Raw genomic sequence first — 16,534 nt, 5'->3', positions numbered from 1 at the left:
GATTATGACTCCTTGCACGCGGCCAAAATATCATCGGCTGGCCGATAAACTTGGGTCTGCACGCCCGTGATGCCCAGCATGGTTGAGAACAGGTTGTCCTGCGAAAAAGCCTCGCTGGCGGCGCGCTTTTGCAGGCACGCTTCACTCACCTTGTAGCGCTGCTGAAAATCCTGCGATAGCCAGATCAGCATCGGCACATGTTTCTGTGACTCTGGCGCAATGGCGTAGGGCAGGCCATGCAGATAGACGCCATTTTCACCTAAAGACTCCCCGTGATCGGAGAGGTAGACCAGGCTGGTGGTAAATTTATCCTGCTGCGCCTGCAACAGTTTTATCGCTTTATCGACGACATAGTCGACGTACAGTACCGTATTATCGTAAGTATTCTTAAGCTGTTCTTGCGAACAGGTCTGGATTTCGTTGGTATCGCAGGTCGGGGTAAATTTCCTGAACTGCGGCGGATAACGTTGGTAATAGGTCGGGCCATGGCTGCCGATGGTATGCAGCACGATCACACCGTCGCCCTGTAAATTATCGATATACTGTGCCAGGCCGTGGAAGAGAATATCGTCATGGCACTCGCCAGCGGTGCAGTCGCCTGCCAGGTTCAGGGCAGTAACGTCCTGATGGGGCACCCTGTCGCAGGCACCTTTGCAGCCGCCGTCGTTCTCGTTCCACAGCACCTGAATACCCGCGCGCTGGATAATATCCAGCAGGCCTTCCCGGTGGTGCGCCAGCTGCTCATCGTAGTTCTTGCGCGCCATCCCGGAGAACATGCAGGGAACGGAGACCGCCGTCACCGTGCCGCAGGAGCTGGTCTGTGGGAAGTAGACCACGTTATCTTGCTTAAGCCGTGGATTGGTGTCGCGCCCGTAGCCGGAGAGAGAGAAATCCTCTGCTCGTGAGGTTTCACCCACCACCAGAATGGTTAAATTCTTTTTCGCGCCCTGATGCATCTGCGGCACCAGCGCAGCGTCTTCGCCTAACTTCACCAGCGGCAGGTTATCCATCCGGTGATGCTTATAGTAAGAGTAGACGGCGGTAATGCTGTTAGAGGGCCCCAGAGACTTCACCAGCTCACGATTATTGCGAAACAGCGAGGCGTAATCTTTATAGAAAAAGAGCGCTACCACCAGAATCACGGCGACCGACACGAGAATATTCGCCCCCCGTATCAGCAGGCTACGCCAGCCGGAAGGGTGTTTTTTAATCCGCAGCCAGCAGGCCAACATGGCCATCAGCACCCCAGAGATCCCCACCGTCAGCAGCAGCTGGGGCGTGAGCAAGGCAAAGCTTTCGGCTGGGGTGGTATCGAGAATATTGGCGATCATAGTACGGTCGATAATTACGCCGTAGGTCCAGATAAAGTACTGGGTCGCCGCGCAGAGCAGGATAAACAGGCAGATCAGCAGCCGATCCAGCCAGATAAACGACGCCAGGGTGGTCAGGATATTGATCACGCAGAAGGTCACAATCGGCATCGATAAAAATACTGCCAGCGACCACGGCGAATTTACCGCCAGCAGCGTCCAGGCCTGACGATAAAAGACAAGGTTCAGCGCAACGGCGATATAGAATGAAAACAGAATGGTAAAGGACATGCGCCCTAAGGCAGGCCTGTAGAACGGGAACATACGCATACATGACTTCCAGAAAAGAGTATGTTGCGTATGCTCACAGAAGAGGGTTAAGGGAACCTTAAGATCTTCAGAAAAGTCCGAGCGTGAGAAAATCAGCCCAGCCGCTGTACCGCCTGCTCCAGCGCGGCACGCAGCAGGTGACGATCGTGATGATGGGGAACGTCGGTGGCCTCCAGTGCCTCCTGTACCACGATGCGGTCGCTGAGATCCGCCGTCTCCGCCTCTGGCCCCACCACGACGGCGTCCACGATCCGCTTGCCTACGCGCTGCTCTAACAGAGCCAGCTTAGCGGCCAGATTCATTCGTGCCGCCTCGGCGCTCAGCTCCTTGCCTAAGTTGTCGATATAGACCACCGGGGCTGGGGTGCGGCGCAGCGCCTGGGCAAGATCGCCAAGCAGCACCAACGGCATCAGGCTGGTGTAAAAGCTGCCGGGGCCAATCAGAATGAGATCCGCTTCGGCAATGGCGTCTGTCGCTTCCCGGGTAGCAGGCACGGAGGGGAAGAGCATCAGCTCCTGAATGGGGGTCGTCAGCCCGTCGACGTTGACCTCGCCGTACACCGTGTGTCCCTCGCTGTCGATAGCCATCAGATCTACCGGCTGCTCCGACATCGGGATTAAAAATGCATCCACCTTCAACAGGTTGCGAATTAAATTGATCGCTTCCAGAGGCCTGACGCTAAGGTGGTCCAGCGCCTTTAACATCAGATTTCCGAGGTTATGGCCCGAAAGCTCGCCATTACCGGTAAAACGGTACTCAAACATCGCCGAAGCGACGCTCTGCTCGGTAATTAACTGGTTTAAACAGTTACGCATATCGCCCCAGGCGATGCCGCCCTCGGCGCGACGAATACGCCCGGTTGACCCGCCGTTATCGGTGGTGGTGACGATCCCCGTCAGCCTTGAACCCAGCGATCCCAGCGAGGACATAACACGACCCAGACCGTGTCCGCCGCCAAGGGCAACGACCCGGTCAAGATCCGCAAGCGTACGACTACGCATAACTCTTCCTTAATGGCTAAAAAACTGCGCTACGTTAACCTAAATACCACTTAAAGACGATGCCCCAGTCGGGTGAAAATGATGCATATCAAGGCAAGAGGCTGATTTTCACGTATTCTGTAACGAAAATGCACGATTAGGACGCTATATACTAATTTATATAGCGATAGGCGGGGATGGCGAAAATCACGTTATCGCGCTACTATCGCTACTTATAGCGTTACAACACACACTCTAGCCTCTGCGTCTACGTCCCTGGATATGATGCTTTGGCCGTGGCAGTTGCCACCAGGGTGCAGGAAGAAATGACTGCATCTCCCGTATTTGGAAAGGTGTACATGGCCTCACAGCTTACCGATGCATTCGCGCGTAAGTTCTATTACCTGCGTCTGTCTATTACTGACGTGTGCAATTTTCGTTGCACCTACTGCCTGCCCGATGGCTACAAGCCGGGCGGGGTCACCAACAAAAGCTTTCTGAACCTCGATGAAATTCGACGGGTAACCCGCGCCTTTTCCGCGCTCGGCACCGAGAAGGTGCGGCTGACCGGCGGAGAGCCCTCGCTGCGCCGCGACTTTACCGAGATCATCGCTGCGGTGCGGGAGAACGCCGCTATCCGCCAGCTGGCGGTGACCACCAACGGCTATCGCCTGGCGCGAGACGTGGCCAGCTGGCGCGACGCCGGGTTGACGGCGATCAACGTCAGCGTTGATAGCCTCGATGCCCGGCAGTTTCACGCCATCACCGGCCAGGACAAATTTCACCAGGTGATGCAGGGTATCGACGCCGCTTTCGAGGCGGGCTTTGAAAAGGTCAAGGTCAACACCGTGCTGATGCGCGACGTCAACCATCACCAGCTTGATACCTTCCTGGCGTGGATCCAGTCTCGTCCCATTCAGCTGCGCTTTATCGAGCTAATGGAGACCGGCGAGGGGAGCGACCTGTTCCGCAAGCACCACCTCTCCGGCATGGTGCTGCGCGATGAGCTGCTGCGTCGCGGCTGGATCCAGAAGCTGCGCGGCCGCAGCGACGGCCCGGCGCAGGTCTTCTGCCACCCCGACTACAGCGGCGAAATTGGCCTGATCATGCCCTACGAGAAAGACTTTTGCGCCAGCTGCAACCGGCTGCGCGTCTCGTCGGTGGGCAAGCTGCATCTCTGCCTGTTCGGCGACGGCGGCGTGAGCCTGCGCGATCTGCTGGCGGAAGATGCCCAGCAGGCGGAGCTGGAGGCACGCATCGCTGAGGCGCTGACGCATAAGAAGCAGACCCACTTCCTGCATCAGGGCAATACCGGCATCACGCAAAATCTTTCCTATATTGGCGGATAAACCATACAAGGAGGCAGTTTATGAGTCAGGCCAGTGCAGAGTTTGTCCCGGCACGCATTGCCGTGCTGACCGTTTCAAGCCGTCGCGGCGAAGAGGAGGATACCTCCGGCCACTTCCTGCGCGATGCGGCCCATGAAGCGGGTCATCAGGTGGTGGCCAAAGCCATCGTCAAGGAGAACCGCTACGCCATTCGTGCCCAGGTCTCAGCGTGGATCGCCAGTGATGACGTGCAGGTTATCTTGATCAACGGCGGCACCGGCTTTACCGCCGGTGACCAGACCCCGGAGGCACTGCTGCCGCTCTTCGATCGCGAGATCGAAGGCTTTGGTGAGGTGTTCCGCATGCTCTCCTTTGAGGAGATTGGCACCGCCACGCTCCAGTCCCGCGCGGTGGCCGGTATCGCCAACAATACGCTGATTTTTGCCATGCCCGGCTCGACCAAAGCCTGCCGCACCGCATGGGAGAATATCATCGCGCCGCAGCTCGATGCGCGCACCCGTCCGTGCAATTTCCAACCCCATTTGAAGAAGTAAGCTATGTCTCAACTGACCCACATTAATGCCGCCGGTGAGGCGCACATGGTCGATGTTTCGGCAAAAGCAGAGACCGTGCGTGAAGCGCAGGCGGAAGCCTTTGTCACCATGCTTCCTGAGACGCTGGCGATGATTATCGACGGTAGCCACCATAAGGGCGACGTCTTTGCCACCGCCCGCATTGCCGGTATCCAGGCGGCAAAGCGCACCTGGGAGCTGATCCCGCTGTGCCATCCGCTGATGCTCAGCAAGGTCGAAGTGAATCTGGAGGCGCAGCCGGAACAGAGTCGGGTGCGTATTACCACCCTGTGCCGCCTGACCGGCAAGACCGGCGTCGAGATGGAGGCGCTCACGGCGGCCTCGGTGGCGGCGCTGACCATTTACGACATGTGTAAAGCGGTGCAGAAAGATATGGTGATTGGTCCGGTTCGCCTGCTGGCGAAGAGCGGTGGCAAATCCGGTGATTTCAGGGCGGATAACGATGATTAACGTTCTCTTTTTTGCCCAGGTGCGGGAGCTGGTGGGCTGCGATAGCCTGACGCTGGAGAGCGAGTTCCCTAGCGTGGAAGCGCTGCGTCAACAGCTGGCCGCCAGGGGCGACCGTTGGGCGCTGGCGCTGGAGGAGGGCCGCCTGCTGGCAGCAGTCAACCAGACGCTGGTGAGCTTTGACCATCCGGTAGTGAGCGGCGATGAAGTCGCGCTCTTCCCACCGGTCACCGGAGGCTAAGATGAGCGAGACGCGCATTCGCGTAGGCCTCGAGCCTTTTAGCGTCGGTGAGGAGTACGTCTGGCTGGCGGAACGCGACGAAGACGGGGCGGTAGTCACCTTTACCGGCAAGGTGCGCAACCACAATCTTGGTGACAGCGTGCGCGCCCTGACCCTGGAGCACTACCCCGGTATGACCGAGAAGACGCTGGCGGATATCGTCCAGCAGGCCCGCGATCGCTGGCCGCTGGGCCGCGTCACGGTGATCCACCGCATCGGCGAGCTGTGGCCAGGGGATGAGATTGTCTTCGTTGGCGTCACCAGCGTTCATCGCGGCAGCGCCTTTGCCGCCGGAGAGTACATTATGGACTACCTGAAGACCCGCGCCCCCTTCTGGAAGCGAGAGGCGACGGAGGAGGGCGATCGTTGGGTCGAGGCGCGGGAGAGCGACCAGCAGGCGGCTAAGCGCTGGTAAGCCGCTTTTCCCTGGATGTGTTACCCTTAGAAGCGTGTTCACTTAACAGGAGTTAATCATGGACCGATTCCCACGATCCGATTCAATTGTCCAGGCCCGCGGCGGGCTGCAAACCTACATGGCCCAGGTCTACGGTTGGATGACCTGCGGGCTGTTCCTGACGGCGTTTATCGCCTGGTTCGCGGCCAATACCCCCGCAGTGATGATGTTTGTCTTCTCCAGCAAAATCACCTTCTTTGGCCTGATCATTGCCCAGCTGGCGCTGGTATTTGTTCTCTCCGGACTGGTACATAAGCTCAGTGCGGCGATGGCCACCACGCTGTTTATGCTCTACTCGGCGCTGACCGGCCTGACCCTCGCCAGCATCTTTGTGGTCTACACCTACTCGTCTATCGCCAGCACCTTTGTGGTCACCGGCGGCATGTTTGGGGCGATGAGCCTCTACGGCTACACCACCAAGCGCGATCTGAGCGGCTTCGGCAATATGCTGTTTATGGCGCTGATTGGCATTGTGCTGGCCTCGCTGGTCAACTTCTGGCTGAAGAGCGAGACGCTGATATGGATAGTGACCTATATCGGGGTGATTGTCTTCGTTGGCCTGACGGCCTATGACACGCAGAAGCTGAAGAGCATCGGCGAGCAGATTGACGTGAGCGATACCGGTAACCTGCGTAAGTACGCCATCCTCGGGGCGCTGACCCTCTATCTCGACTTTATCAACCTGTTCCTGATGCTGCTGCGGATCTTCGGTAACCGTCGTTAACGTCAGTTTGCATTATCAGTTGTAGCCCCGGTAAGCGTAGCGCCACCGGGGTTTTCCTTTCTCATTACTTCTGCATCGCCTGTTCGTTCTTCGCCCGCAGCTTTTTCGCCCGGCTCTCCAGCACCAGATAACAGACCAGCGCCAGCATCAGCGGCAGGAAGTAGTAGAGCACGCGATAGGCGAGCAGGGCGGCGATGATCTTGCCGTGCGAGACGTGCTCACCCGCCAGCAGGGCGATAAATACCGCCTCCAGCACGCCGATCCCTGCCGGAATATGGACGATCACCCCCGCGATACTGCTCACCAGCAGCACGCCCAGCACGAAGAAGTAGTTCACCTCCTGACCCAGCAGCAGCCAGATAATCGCTCCCATCGCCATCCAATTGGCGCTGGAAATTACCATCTGCGCGACGGCAAACTTAAACGACGGCAGCACCAGCTTCTGGCCCTTCACCGTCATATGGCGGCGTTTCGCAAAGGCGCAGAACCAGAGGTAGGCGGCGATCATCAGCAGCAGCACGATGCCAACGATGCGCAGCGTGCCCTCGTCGATGTACCAGTGCGAAGGCAATTGAACAATGCCGAAGGTAAAGATGATCCCGCCCAGCAGAATGTAGCCCAGCCAGTTGGTGGTAATGCTTAACGAGAAGATCCGGGTGATGGTGCTGCTGGGCAGGCCGAGGCGGGAGTAGAGACGATAGCGCATGCCAATCCCGCCCACCCAGGTGCTGAGGGTCAGGTTAAAGGCGTAGCAGACAAACGACACCAGCATCACCTGACGCGCCGCCAGCTTGTGTCCGCAGTAGGCGCGGGCTAACAGGTCATAGCAGCCGTAGAGCAGATAGCTGACCACCACCAGCGCGGCGGAGATCAGCAGCGGCGTACGGTTATAGTTGCGGATAACGTTCCAGACGTCGCCCCAGTCTACCGTGCGGGCATAGACTACCAGCAGCACCGTTACGGCAATAAAGAAGACCCAGGTCAGGATCTTTTTCGCCAGCCGCCAGCGAGGATGTGATTTGCTCATCAGGGATTAACCTCTCTGCTTTCCGTATCGACGCGATCCTGCGTCTCCATTTCCGGCTGAACTGGAGGCTTTACCAGTGACAGCTTAGGCGTGTGGGCCGGCAGCCAGCCCACCATCGCCGGGAATTTCCGCAGGAAATGGAACACCACCACGCTTTTTGCCAGGTTCCACCATGTGCGTCTTGGCACCATGGTCTCATCCACCCGCACGCAGTCGTGCTGCAGGATGCCGTTCAGGTTGTCGCGCAGGGTCTGGTTAAAGCTGCGGTCATGGATAATCAGGTTAGCTTCCAGGTTAAGCGACAGGCTAAGGGGATCGAGGTTGCTGGAGCCGACGGTGGCCCAGTGATCGTCCATTACCGCTACCTTGCCGTGCAGCGGCCGACGGCGATACTCATACACCTGCACGCCGCCCTTCACTAAATAGTTATAGAGCAGACGCGCACCCACCTTCACGATGGGCATATCCGGCTCGCCCTGGACAATCAGCTTTACCGTCACGCCACGGCGGGCGGCGTTGCGCATCGCATGCAGCAGGCGGTAGCCGGGGAAGAAGTAGGCGTTGGCAATGATCACTTCACGTTTGGCATTCGCCAGCATTTTGAGGTAGTGACGCTCAATGTCGTCACGGTGATCGTCGTTATCTCGCCAGACAAACAGTGCCTGCGCCTCGCCGGGCTGGCGATTATCCGGTGCCTGATGACGACGACGCTGCTGCCACCAGCGGCGGGTCTGGGCGTGCTCCGGCAGGTTCTCCAGCTCGAACTGGAGGATATCCTCTACCACCGGGCCTTCCACCCGCACGGCGTAGTCCTGCTTGGCTTCCGGGCCGTAGTCGCTCATATGCTCGGCGGAGTAGTTGATGCCGCCGACAAACGCCACGGTGCTGTCGATCACCACAATTTTACGGTGCATCCGGCGGAAAACGTTGGTGCGCATACCTAACAGCGGCGGGCGCGGATCGTAGTAGCGGAACACCACCCCGGCGGCGGTAAGCTGGCCGACGAACTCATCGCTGAGATCGGGGGAGCCGTAGCCGTCCAGCAGCACTTCGATATTCACTCCGCGCTGGGCGGTACGCAGCAGTACCGCATGGAGCTGGCGGCCCACGTCGTCGTCAAACCAGATAAAGGTTTCCAGGATCACTTTACGCTGTGCCTGCTCAATGGCTTTGAACACAGCCGGGTAGTATTCGTCACCGTTCTCCAGCAGCTGGATGCGGTTTCCTTCTCGCCATCCGCATTTCATAAGTGAATCTCCGCGCTTAGTGGGGCATGGTCAGACAAATGACGCCAGTTACGCAGCGGCAACGCCGTAGGGGCGCTAGCGTTGGCGTTCTTAACATAGATACGGTCAAGACGCAGCAGCGGCAGGCTGACCGGGAACGTACGCGCCGGGCGGCCTTTTGCTCGGGTAAAGATCTCCTCCAGGCCCGCCTGTTTTTTCAGCGGGTAGTTCGCTTTGACCCGCCAGTCGTTAAAGTCGCCCGCTACCAGCACCGGCTCCCCTTCAGGGAATGAGTTAACCCACTCGGCCAGCATAGTAAGCTGGGCCTGACGGTGCGATTCCCGTAACCCGAGATGGACGCAGATAACGTGAATCGGGCAGTTAGTCTGCGGCGGCACGATGCGGCAGTAGAGCAGGCCGCGCTTCTCGCTGCCGTCGACGGAGACGTCGCGGTTCTCATAGTGGACAATCGGATAGCGCGAGAGCACCGCGTTGCCATGATGCCCTTCCGGGTAAACGGCATTACGACCATAGGCAAAATCGCTCCACATCGTATCGGCCAGAAATTCATAGTGAGTGGTATCGGGCCAGTTTTCCACGTGCAGCGGATGCACCTCGTGTGCCCCCATCACCTCTTGCAGGCAGACAATATCCGCGCCGACGGTACGAACCGCGTCGCGTAACTCTGGTAAAATAAAGCGTTTGTTAAACGCGGTGAAACCCTTGTGCGTGTTAATCGTGAGAACTTTTAAAGAGAATGGCCGATTCTGTTCTGTCATCTTGTATCCCGCCAGTGACGCTGTCCTGTTGGAAATAAAGTGTAGTATCTGTCACAAAAAGATGCGGCCTTACGGATTTTTCCGTAAAGTCCGGTACTCTCAATAACAGATAAAATTCTTCAGGAGAAAATCCATGAAGTGGCAACAGCGTATTCGTGTGGCAACCGGCCTCGGTTGCTGGCAGATTGTGTCGCATTTCATCGTCGTGGCGGCGCTGGTAATGGGCTGGATGAGCGGGGCGCTGGTGCGCGTCGGCTTAAGCCTGTGCGTGGTTTACGGCGTCACGGTGCTGCTGATGCTGGCTCTGCAACGTCATCATGACGGGCGCTGGCGTGAGGTAGGCGATTTTCTTGAGGAGCTGACCACCTCCTGGTATTTCGGTGCCTCTATCATTGCCCTGTGGCTGCTCTCCCGCGTGTTGCATAACGATCTACTGCTCGCCCCGGTAGGGCTGGCGATCCTTGCCGGGCCAGCGGTGCTCTCTCTGCTAAGCAAAGATAAGAAGCTACGCAACGTTCCGCCTGAACATCGCGTAGGCCACTGATCCCGTCGTGGCCGCGATAACCAGCAGCGGCCACAGACTTCCCCACACAATATCCAGACTCGCGTCCTTCAGGTAGATCTGCTTGGTGATATCGGTGAAGTGGCGAATGGGATTCACCCACGTCAGATGCTGCAGCCAGACCGGCATATTCTCCACCGGCGACACGTAGCCGGAGAGCAGGATTGCCGGCATCATAAAGACGAACACGCCGATAAACGCCTGCTGCTGCGTAGCGCATAGCGCGGAGATCAGCAGGCCAAAGCCCACCAGCGACAGCCCGTAGATCAGCATGGTGAAGTAGAAGAGCATCAGCGAACCGGCGAAGGGGATTTGATAGGCCCAGATGCCTATCCCCAGTACGATGCTGGCCTGGAAGGTGGCGACGATCAGGGCCGGTACCGCCTTGCCGACAAAGATCTGCCAGGTGGCGAGAGGCGACACCAGCAGCTGATCCAGCGTCCCCTGTTCCCGCTCACGGGCTACAGACAGCGAGGTGACAATCATCACCCCAATGGTGGTGATCATGGCTATCAGCGACGGCACCACAAACCATTTATAGTCGAGGTTGGGGTTGTACCAGTTGCGCACCACCAGCTCGCTGTTGTTAGGCTTTGCTTTTCCCGCCATCAGCTCCTGCTGATACTCCTTTACCACCTGTTGAAGATAGTTGGCGGCAATCTGCGCACTGTTGGAGTTACGGCCGTCGAGGAGCAGCTGCATCGGCGCGGTCTGGAAAGTATCGAGGTTGCGCGAGAAATCCGCCGGGAAGCGCACCAGCAGCAGCGCCTTTTGCGTATCGAGGGTGGGCCGAATCTCCTGCGGGCTTCTCAGCAGCAGAACGTGGGTAAAGGCTTTGGCGCGGGCAAAGCGCTGGGTCAGCTCCACCGCGTGCCTGCCGCTGTCTTCGTTATAGATAGCGATAGTGGCGTTGGTCACCTCAAGGGTGGCGGCAAAAGGGAACAGCAGCACCTGGATCAGCACCGGCACAATCAGGATCGCGCGGGTCTGCGGCTCCCGTAGTAGGGATTGCAGCTCTTTGCGGATCAGCGTCCATAAGCGGTGAAGCATGTTGTTATCCTCTTTTCCCGCAGATGCATCCTGTAGGCCGGGCAAACGCAGTGCCGCCCGGCATGCCGGAGTCAACAGATAAACGCCCGGTGGCGCTACGCTTACCGGGCCTACAGGGTACATCGGCATAAGCATCAATCTAATCTACGTTTGGTTTTCAGCCACGTTAAGCCGATAAACATCACCGCCGACGCGAGCAAAAACAGCGTATTCACAATCAGCACCACCGGGATATTGCCAGCCAGGAAGAGGCTTTGCAGCGTGCTGACAAAATAGCGCGCCGGAATAATCCACGTCACCGCGCGGATCACCGCTGGCATGCTGTCTATCTGAAAGATAAAGCCCGACAGCATAATCGACGGCAGAAACGCGGCGTTGAGCGCCACCTGCGCGGCGTTAAACTGGTTGCGTGTCACGGTGGAGATAAGCAGTCCCATCCCCAGGGTGCTGAGCAAAAACAGGCTGCTAATAAGAAACAGCAGGATCAGCGAGCCGCGGTAGGGCACGCCGAGGATAAACACCGAGACCAGCATGCAGAGCAGCATCGCCAGCATGCCGAGGAAGTAGTAGGGGATCAGCTTGCAGAGCAGCAGCTCAACGCGGGTCACCTCCGTCGAGAGCAGGGCCTCCATAGTGCCGCGCTCCCACTCGCGGGCGATCACCAGCGAGGTGAGAATGGCCCCGATCACCGTCATGATGATGGTCACCGCGCCGGGGATAATAAAGTGCTGGCTGATGGCAGCCGGGTTAAACCAGTAGCGGGTCTGAACGTCGATCAGCGGCTCAAACGTTTCGCCCCGATCCTCCGCCCGCTGCATCTGCCACAGCTGCCAGATCCCCTCCGCGTAGCCCTGTACGAAGTTAGCGGTGTTCGGCTCGCTGCCGTCGGTGATCACCTGAATGGGGGCATCCACGCCAGGGCGCGCCATATTGGCAGCGAAATCCACCGGGATCACCACCATGCCGCGAATGCGCCCGGCCTGCATCTTCTGGATAAGCGCCTGACGGCTGTCGCTAATGGTGGCATCGATGTAGGGCGAGCCGGTCATGGCGTGGGCGAAGTCCAGCGCCTCTTCGCTGCGCTGCTCCAGCAGGATCCCCACCCGCAGACGGCTGGAGTCGAGATTAATGCCGTAGCCAAAGATAAACAGCAGCAGGAGAGGGATCAGCACCGCAATCAGCCAGCTGCTGGGGTCACGTACGATCTGTCGTGTCTCTTTGATGCAGAGGGCGCGCACCCGCCGCCATGACACTGCGCTAGTGCTCATCGGCATGCTCCCTGTCCCAGTCGTTGATCAGCCGAATAAACGCCTGCTCCATCGTCGGGTCCGCCTGTTCCGCGTCTGCGGCCTGGGCTTTCAGATCGTCCGGCGTGCCGTGGGCAATTAGCTTCCCGCGATAGACCAGCCCGATGCGGTCGCAATACTCCGCCTCATCCATAAAGTGGGTGGTGACCATCACGGTGACGCCTTTCTCAACCATGCTGTTGATATGCAGCCAGAACTCGCGGCGGGTAAGGGGATCGACGCCGGAGGTCGGCTCGTCGAGAAACAGGATATCCGGCTCATGCATCAGCGAGCAGGCCAGCGCCAGCCGCTGCTTGAAGCCCAGCGGTAGGGCATCGGTGGCGTGCGAGGCGATAGGGGTCAGGCTGAACGCCTCGCTCATGCGGGCGATCTTCTCGCTCTGCGCGCGCCCGCGCAGACCGTAGACCCCGGAGAAGAAGCGCAGGTTCTGCTCCACGGTGAGGTTGCCGTAGAGAGAAAACTTCTGCGCCATATAGCCCAGCCGTTGGCGGGCTTTACCGGAGCTGACCTTCAGATCCATGCCCAGCACCAGCGCCTTGCCAGCGGTGGGGACCAGCAGGCCGCACATCATCTTAAAGGTGGTGGATTTCCCTGCACCGTTTGGCCCCAGCAGGCCGAAAATTTCTCCGCGCTTCACGGCAAAATCGACGTTATCCGTTGCCGCAAAGTCGCCAAATTTTTTGGTCAACGATTTTGCCTCAATCACCGTCTCCTCCGGTGAGCCCTCCACGGTGTGCAGGATCGCGCCGAGAGGTGACTCCTGGGTTCCCGCCCCGCCAAGCAGGTCGATAAAGGCATCTTCAAAGCGCGGCGTGGTTTCAGCTATCTCAATCTCCGGCATCCCCTGCGCGTGGCGAATATCTTCGGCGCTGGCCTCTTTCTTGAGGATCAGACGCACCGAGCGGCCCTGGATCATGCCGTCGCTCACCTGCGGCAGCCTCAACACCCGACGCAGCAGCCTGCGGTTAGACTCCTGCGGGCTGTGCAGCAGAAAGCTGCGTCCGGCCATGCTCTGGGTTAACGTGGTGGGCTGGCCCTGATACAGCAGCTCTCCTTCGTTGAGCAGCAGCACGTCCCGGCACTGCTCGGCTTCATCAAGATAGGAGGTGCTCCAGAGGATCAGCATCCCTTCGCCCGCCAGCTCGTGCACCATCTGCCACAGTTCGCGACGTGAAATGGGATCCACGCCGACGCCGGGCTCATCCAGCAGCAGCACTTTGGGTTCGCCCACCAGGGTGCAGGCCAGGCCCAGCTTCTGTTTCATCCCGCCGGAGAGCTTGCCCGCCAGCCGATCGGTAAAGGGGCCGAGGGCGGTAAATTCCAGCAGCCGGGCAAAGGTTTTCTGCCGTGTTTCACCCATGACGCTGCGCAGATCGGCATACAGGGTCAGGTTCTCCATCACCGTGAGATCTTCATACAGGCCGAATTTCTGTGGCATATAGCCCAGCGAGGCGTGCAGGGCGCGATCGTCATGAATGGGATCGAGACCCAGCACGCGGGCACTGCCCGCGTCAGGCTTGAGCAGCCCGGCCAGCATGCGCATCAGCGTGGTTTTACCCGCCCCGTCGGGGCCGACCAGCCCGGTCACAAACCCGCTCTGGATGGTGCAGCTCAGCGGCGCGACGGCAGGCTTCTCCATGCCGGTAAAGCGTTTTACCAGGCCATCAAGCCGGATCGCGTTATCGCGCATTGTCCTGTCCATTGTTAAACCGGACGGTGACCGGCATCCCCTGGCGCAGGGCGTCGTCGGCGTCAGTCACAATGATGCGCAGACGGTAGACCAGATCGGTACGCAGATCCGGCGTTTCGACGGTTTTTGGCGTGAATTCGGCGGTGGGGGAGACGAAGCCTACCTTGCCGTGATACGGCCTGTCCGGGCGGCCATCGGTATAGAGCAGCAGTTCGCTGCCGGGTTTCGCCTGGCCCAGGTTAGGTTCATCAATATAGGCGCGCACCCACACCGGATGGGTGAGCGACAGGGTCAGCACGGTGCTGCCCGCGCTGAGCATGCTGCCGGGCTCTACGGCGCGGGTCATCAGCGTGCCGTCGGCGGGGGCCACCAGGGTGGTATCATGCAGATCCAGCTCGGCCTGCGCCCGCTGGGCCTGGGCCTGCTCAAGACTGGCCTTCGCCTGGGCAATATCCTGCGGGCGGTTGCCGGTGCGGTACTGGCTGAGCTTATCCTCGGCGGATTTCAGCGTCGCCCGAGCCTGATCCCGGGACGAGCGGGCGTTTTCCAGATCGTTGGCGGAAATGGTGCGGCTTTTCCACAGTCCCTGCTGGCGGGCGTAGAAGTTTTGCGCGTAGTCGTACGCCGCTTTGGCCTGCCGCACCGCCGCCTCGGTCTGAGCGATCTCCTCGTCGCGATAGCCCGCCTGCATGAGATCGTACTGCGCCTGGGCGACGGCAACGCTGGCTTTGGCCTGCATCAGCGCGTTTTCATAGGGCGCTTTGTCCAGCGTCCCCAGCACCTGGCCTGCTTTAATCGCATCCCCTTCGTCAACGTTCAGGGACGCCAGGCGACCGCCAACGCGAAAGCTCATATTGACCGTGCGAATATCGACGTTGCCGTAGAGGGTCAAGCTGCGATCCTGCTGGCTCTGATACCACAGCCAGCCGCCGACGGCAGCAGCCAGCACGATAACCACCGCCAGGAGGGCGACGACGGGTTTTTTCATAGACTTAGGCTCCCTTGCATTTATCTGCATGATTCTATCCTCATCGAACTTATGGATTGGGAAAATGCCTTATGGGATATTTTATGCGGTACATCACAAAAGCTGTTACACTCCGCCCCTTCATGACATTGTGGTTTTTGTCATCTGTTTCGTTACCTATCTCCCTGAAAACTACACCTGCAACGGTCGGGGCGGTTCGGAGTTGTTATGTCTTTTGAAGCACTGGGTTTACACCCTGAGATCCTGCGTGCCGTTGCCGAGCAGGGCTACCGCGAACCTACCCCTATCCAGCAGCAGGCGATCCCCGCCGTGCTGCAGGGGCGCGACCTGATGGCCAGCGCCCAGACCGGTACCGGTAAAACCGCGGGCTTTACCCTGCCGCTGTTGCAGCGCCTGATTACCAGCGAACCCCATGCCAAGGGGCGTCGCCCGGTACGTGCGCTGATCCTCACCCCGACCCGCGAGCTGGCGGCTCAGGTAGGCGAGAACGTGCGTGAGTACAGCCAGTACCTCAACGTGCGCTCGCTGGTGGTTTTCGGCGGCGTAAGCATTAACCCACAGATGATGAAGCTGCGCGGCGGCGTTGACGTGCTGGTGGCTACCCCAGGCCGTCTGCTGGATCTGGAGCATCAGAACGCCGTTAAGCTGGACGGGATTGAGATCCTGGTGCTGGACGAAGCTGACCGCATGCTGGATATGGGCTTTATCCACGACATTCGCCGCGTACTGGCTAAGCTGCCAGCTAAGCGTCAGAACCTGCTCTTCTCTGCCACCTTCTCGGATGAGATCAAAACCCTGGCGGAGAAGCTGCTGCACAACCCGCTGGAGATCGAAGTGGCACGCCGCAACACCGCCTCCGAGCAGGTGACCCAGCACGTTCACTTTGTTGATAAGAAACGCAAGCGCGAGCTGCTGTCGCAAATGATTGGCGAAGGCAACTGGCAGCAGGTGCTGGTCTTTACCCGCACCAAGCACGGCGCAAACCACCTGGCGGAGCAGCTGAATAAAGACGGCATCCGTAGTGCCGCCATCCACGGTAACAAGAGCCAGGGTGCCCGTACCCGGGCGTTGGCCGATTTTAAATCGGGTGACATCCGCGTACTGGTAGCAACCGACATTGCCGCCCGTGGCCTGGATATTGAAGAGCTGCCGCACGTGGTTAACTACGAGCTGCCGAACGTGCCGGAAGACTATGTGCACCGCATCGGTCGTACCGGCCGTGCAGCGGCCACCGGCGAAGCGCTGTCGCTGGTCTGCGTCGACGAGCACAAGCTACTACGTGACATTGAGCGCCTGCTGAAAAAAGAGATCCCGCGCATTGCCCTGCCGGGCTATGAGCCGGACGCCTCTATCAAAGCCGAGCCGATCCAAAACGGTCGCCAGCAGCGTGGCGGCGGCGGTGGACGCGGGCAGGGCGGCGGTCGTGGTCAGCAGCAGCCGCGCCGTAGCGAAGGTCGCA

17 protein-coding genes and 1 riboswitch are annotated in these 16,534 nt (G+C 59.2%); of the genes, 8 read left to right on the top strand and 9 right to left on the bottom strand.

All coding sequences use genetic code 11. The features are described 5' to 3' along the window. Nucleotides 1–2: 2 nt before the first annotated feature. On the bottom strand, nt 3–1,640 hold the full coding sequence (gene eptA / locus RTP97_RS15185) for a phosphoethanolamine transferase EptA (protein ID WP_312415121.1): 1,638 nt from the start codon (nt 1,638–1,640) through the stop codon (nt 3–5). A gap of 92 nt (nt 1,641–1,732) precedes the next feature. Then, on the bottom strand, nt 1,733–2,641 hold the full coding sequence (yvcK, locus tag RTP97_RS15180; RefSeq protein WP_312415119.1) for a uridine diphosphate-N-acetylglucosamine-binding protein YvcK: 909 nt from the start codon (nt 2,639–2,641) through the stop codon (nt 1,733–1,735). Nucleotides 2,642–2,859: 218 nt separating this feature from the next. After that, nucleotides 2,860–2,992, top strand: a riboswitch (molybdenum cofactor riboswitch). On the opposite strand from yvcK, the gene moaA reads away from it, so the two are divergent. The 6 genes from moaA (at nt 2,980) to RTP97_RS15150 (ending at nt 6,446) form a co-directional block, all read left to right on the top strand. Next, on the top strand, nt 2,980–3,969 hold the full coding sequence (gene moaA, locus RTP97_RS15175) for a GTP 3',8-cyclase MoaA (protein WP_312415116.1): 990 nt from the start codon (nt 2,980–2,982) through the stop codon (nt 3,967–3,969). It overlaps the preceding riboswitch by 13 nt. 20 nt (nt 3,970–3,989) lie before the next feature. Then, a complete protein-coding gene (moaB, locus tag RTP97_RS15170; RefSeq protein ID WP_312415113.1) occupies nt 3,990–4,502 on the top strand; it encodes a molybdenum cofactor biosynthesis protein B in 513 nt (170 codons plus the stop codon). A gap of 3 nt (nt 4,503–4,505) precedes the next feature. Continuing rightward, a complete protein-coding gene (moaC, locus tag RTP97_RS15165; protein ID WP_042392252.1) occupies nt 4,506–4,991 on the top strand; it encodes a cyclic pyranopterin monophosphate synthase MoaC in 486 nt (161 codons plus the stop codon). Then, entirely contained in the window at nt 4,984–5,229 is a 246-nt protein-coding gene (moaD, locus tag RTP97_RS15160) for a molybdopterin synthase sulfur carrier subunit (protein WP_312415110.1), read from the top strand. The genes moaC and moaD overlap by 8 nt, the downstream gene beginning before the upstream one ends. A 1-nt stretch (nt 5,230) precedes the next feature. Beyond that, a complete protein-coding gene (gene moaE / locus RTP97_RS15155; protein ID WP_312415107.1) occupies nt 5,231–5,683 on the top strand; it encodes a molybdopterin synthase catalytic subunit MoaE in 453 nt (150 codons plus the stop codon). A gap of 58 nt (nt 5,684–5,741) precedes the next feature. Next, complete coding sequence (locus tag RTP97_RS15150; protein ID WP_312415105.1) at nt 5,742–6,446, top strand: Bax inhibitor-1/YccA family protein; 705 nt, start codon at nt 5,742–5,744, stop codon at nt 6,444–6,446. 64 nt (nt 6,447–6,510) lie between these two features. Here RTP97_RS15150 and RTP97_RS15145 read toward each other — a convergent pair whose 3' ends face one another. The 3 genes from RTP97_RS15145 to RTP97_RS15135 are packed head-to-tail and all read right to left on the bottom strand — an operon-like array spanning nt 6,511 to nt 9,478. Continuing rightward, a complete protein-coding gene (locus tag RTP97_RS15145; RefSeq protein WP_312415104.1) occupies nt 6,511–7,473 on the bottom strand; it encodes a YbhN family protein in 963 nt (320 codons plus the stop codon). After that, the gene (clsB, locus tag RTP97_RS15140) at nt 7,473–8,720 is read right to left on the bottom strand and encodes a cardiolipin synthase ClsB (RefSeq protein WP_312415102.1); all 1,248 of its coding nucleotides are present in this window, start codon (nt 8,718–8,720) and stop codon (nt 7,473–7,475) included. Before clsB ends, RTP97_RS15145 begins: the two co-directional genes overlap by 1 nt. After that, nucleotides 8,717–9,478 (bottom strand): endonuclease/exonuclease/phosphatase family protein, encoded by a 762-nt coding sequence (locus RTP97_RS15135; RefSeq protein WP_312415100.1) that lies wholly within the window; start codon nt 9,476–9,478, stop codon nt 8,717–8,719. The genes clsB and RTP97_RS15135 overlap by 4 nt, the downstream gene beginning before the upstream one ends. Before the next feature lie 133 nt (nt 9,479–9,611). Between RTP97_RS15135 and RTP97_RS15130 the strand changes: the two genes are divergently transcribed. Then, nucleotides 9,612–10,022, top strand: a complete 411-nt coding sequence (locus RTP97_RS15130; protein ID WP_312415098.1) for a YbhQ family protein — start codon at nt 9,612–9,614, stop codon at nt 10,020–10,022. Here RTP97_RS15130 and RTP97_RS15125 read toward each other — a convergent pair. From RTP97_RS15125 to hlyD, 4 genes are all read right to left on the bottom strand, one after another. Next, the gene (locus RTP97_RS15125; RefSeq protein WP_312415096.1) at nt 9,984–11,090 is read right to left on the bottom strand and encodes an ABC transporter permease; all 1,107 of its coding nucleotides are present in this window, start codon (nt 11,088–11,090) and stop codon (nt 9,984–9,986) included. The two genes, RTP97_RS15130 and RTP97_RS15125, sit on opposite strands and share 39 nt — an antisense overlap. A gap of 134 nt (nt 11,091–11,224) precedes the next feature. Further along, the gene (locus tag RTP97_RS15120; RefSeq protein ID WP_312415093.1) at nt 11,225–12,358 is read right to left on the bottom strand and encodes an ABC transporter permease; all 1,134 of its coding nucleotides are present in this window, start codon (nt 12,356–12,358) and stop codon (nt 11,225–11,227) included. After that, on the bottom strand, nt 12,348–14,087 hold the full coding sequence (locus tag RTP97_RS15115; RefSeq protein WP_312415091.1) for an ATP-binding cassette domain-containing protein: 1,740 nt from the start codon (nt 14,085–14,087) through the stop codon (nt 12,348–12,350). Before RTP97_RS15115 ends, RTP97_RS15120 begins: the two co-directional genes overlap by 11 nt. Next, the gene (gene hlyD, locus RTP97_RS15110) at nt 14,077–15,075 is read right to left on the bottom strand and encodes a secretion protein HlyD (protein ID WP_312415090.1); all 999 of its coding nucleotides are present in this window, start codon (nt 15,073–15,075) and stop codon (nt 14,077–14,079) included. Before hlyD ends, RTP97_RS15115 begins: the two co-directional genes overlap by 11 nt. Before the next feature lie 207 nt (nt 15,076–15,282). Here hlyD and rhlE point away from each other — a divergent pair. Continuing rightward, the coding region (gene rhlE, locus RTP97_RS15105) for an ATP-dependent RNA helicase RhlE (RefSeq protein ID WP_312415088.1) at nt 15,283–16,534 on the top strand (1,252 nt) is incomplete at its 3' end.

The sequence above is a fragment of the Pseudescherichia sp. genome, assembly GCF_031998825.1.
GTDB lineage: Bacteria > Pseudomonadota > Gammaproteobacteria > Enterobacterales > Enterobacteriaceae > Pseudescherichia.
This window is presented reverse-complemented; position numbering and strand designations above follow the sequence as displayed.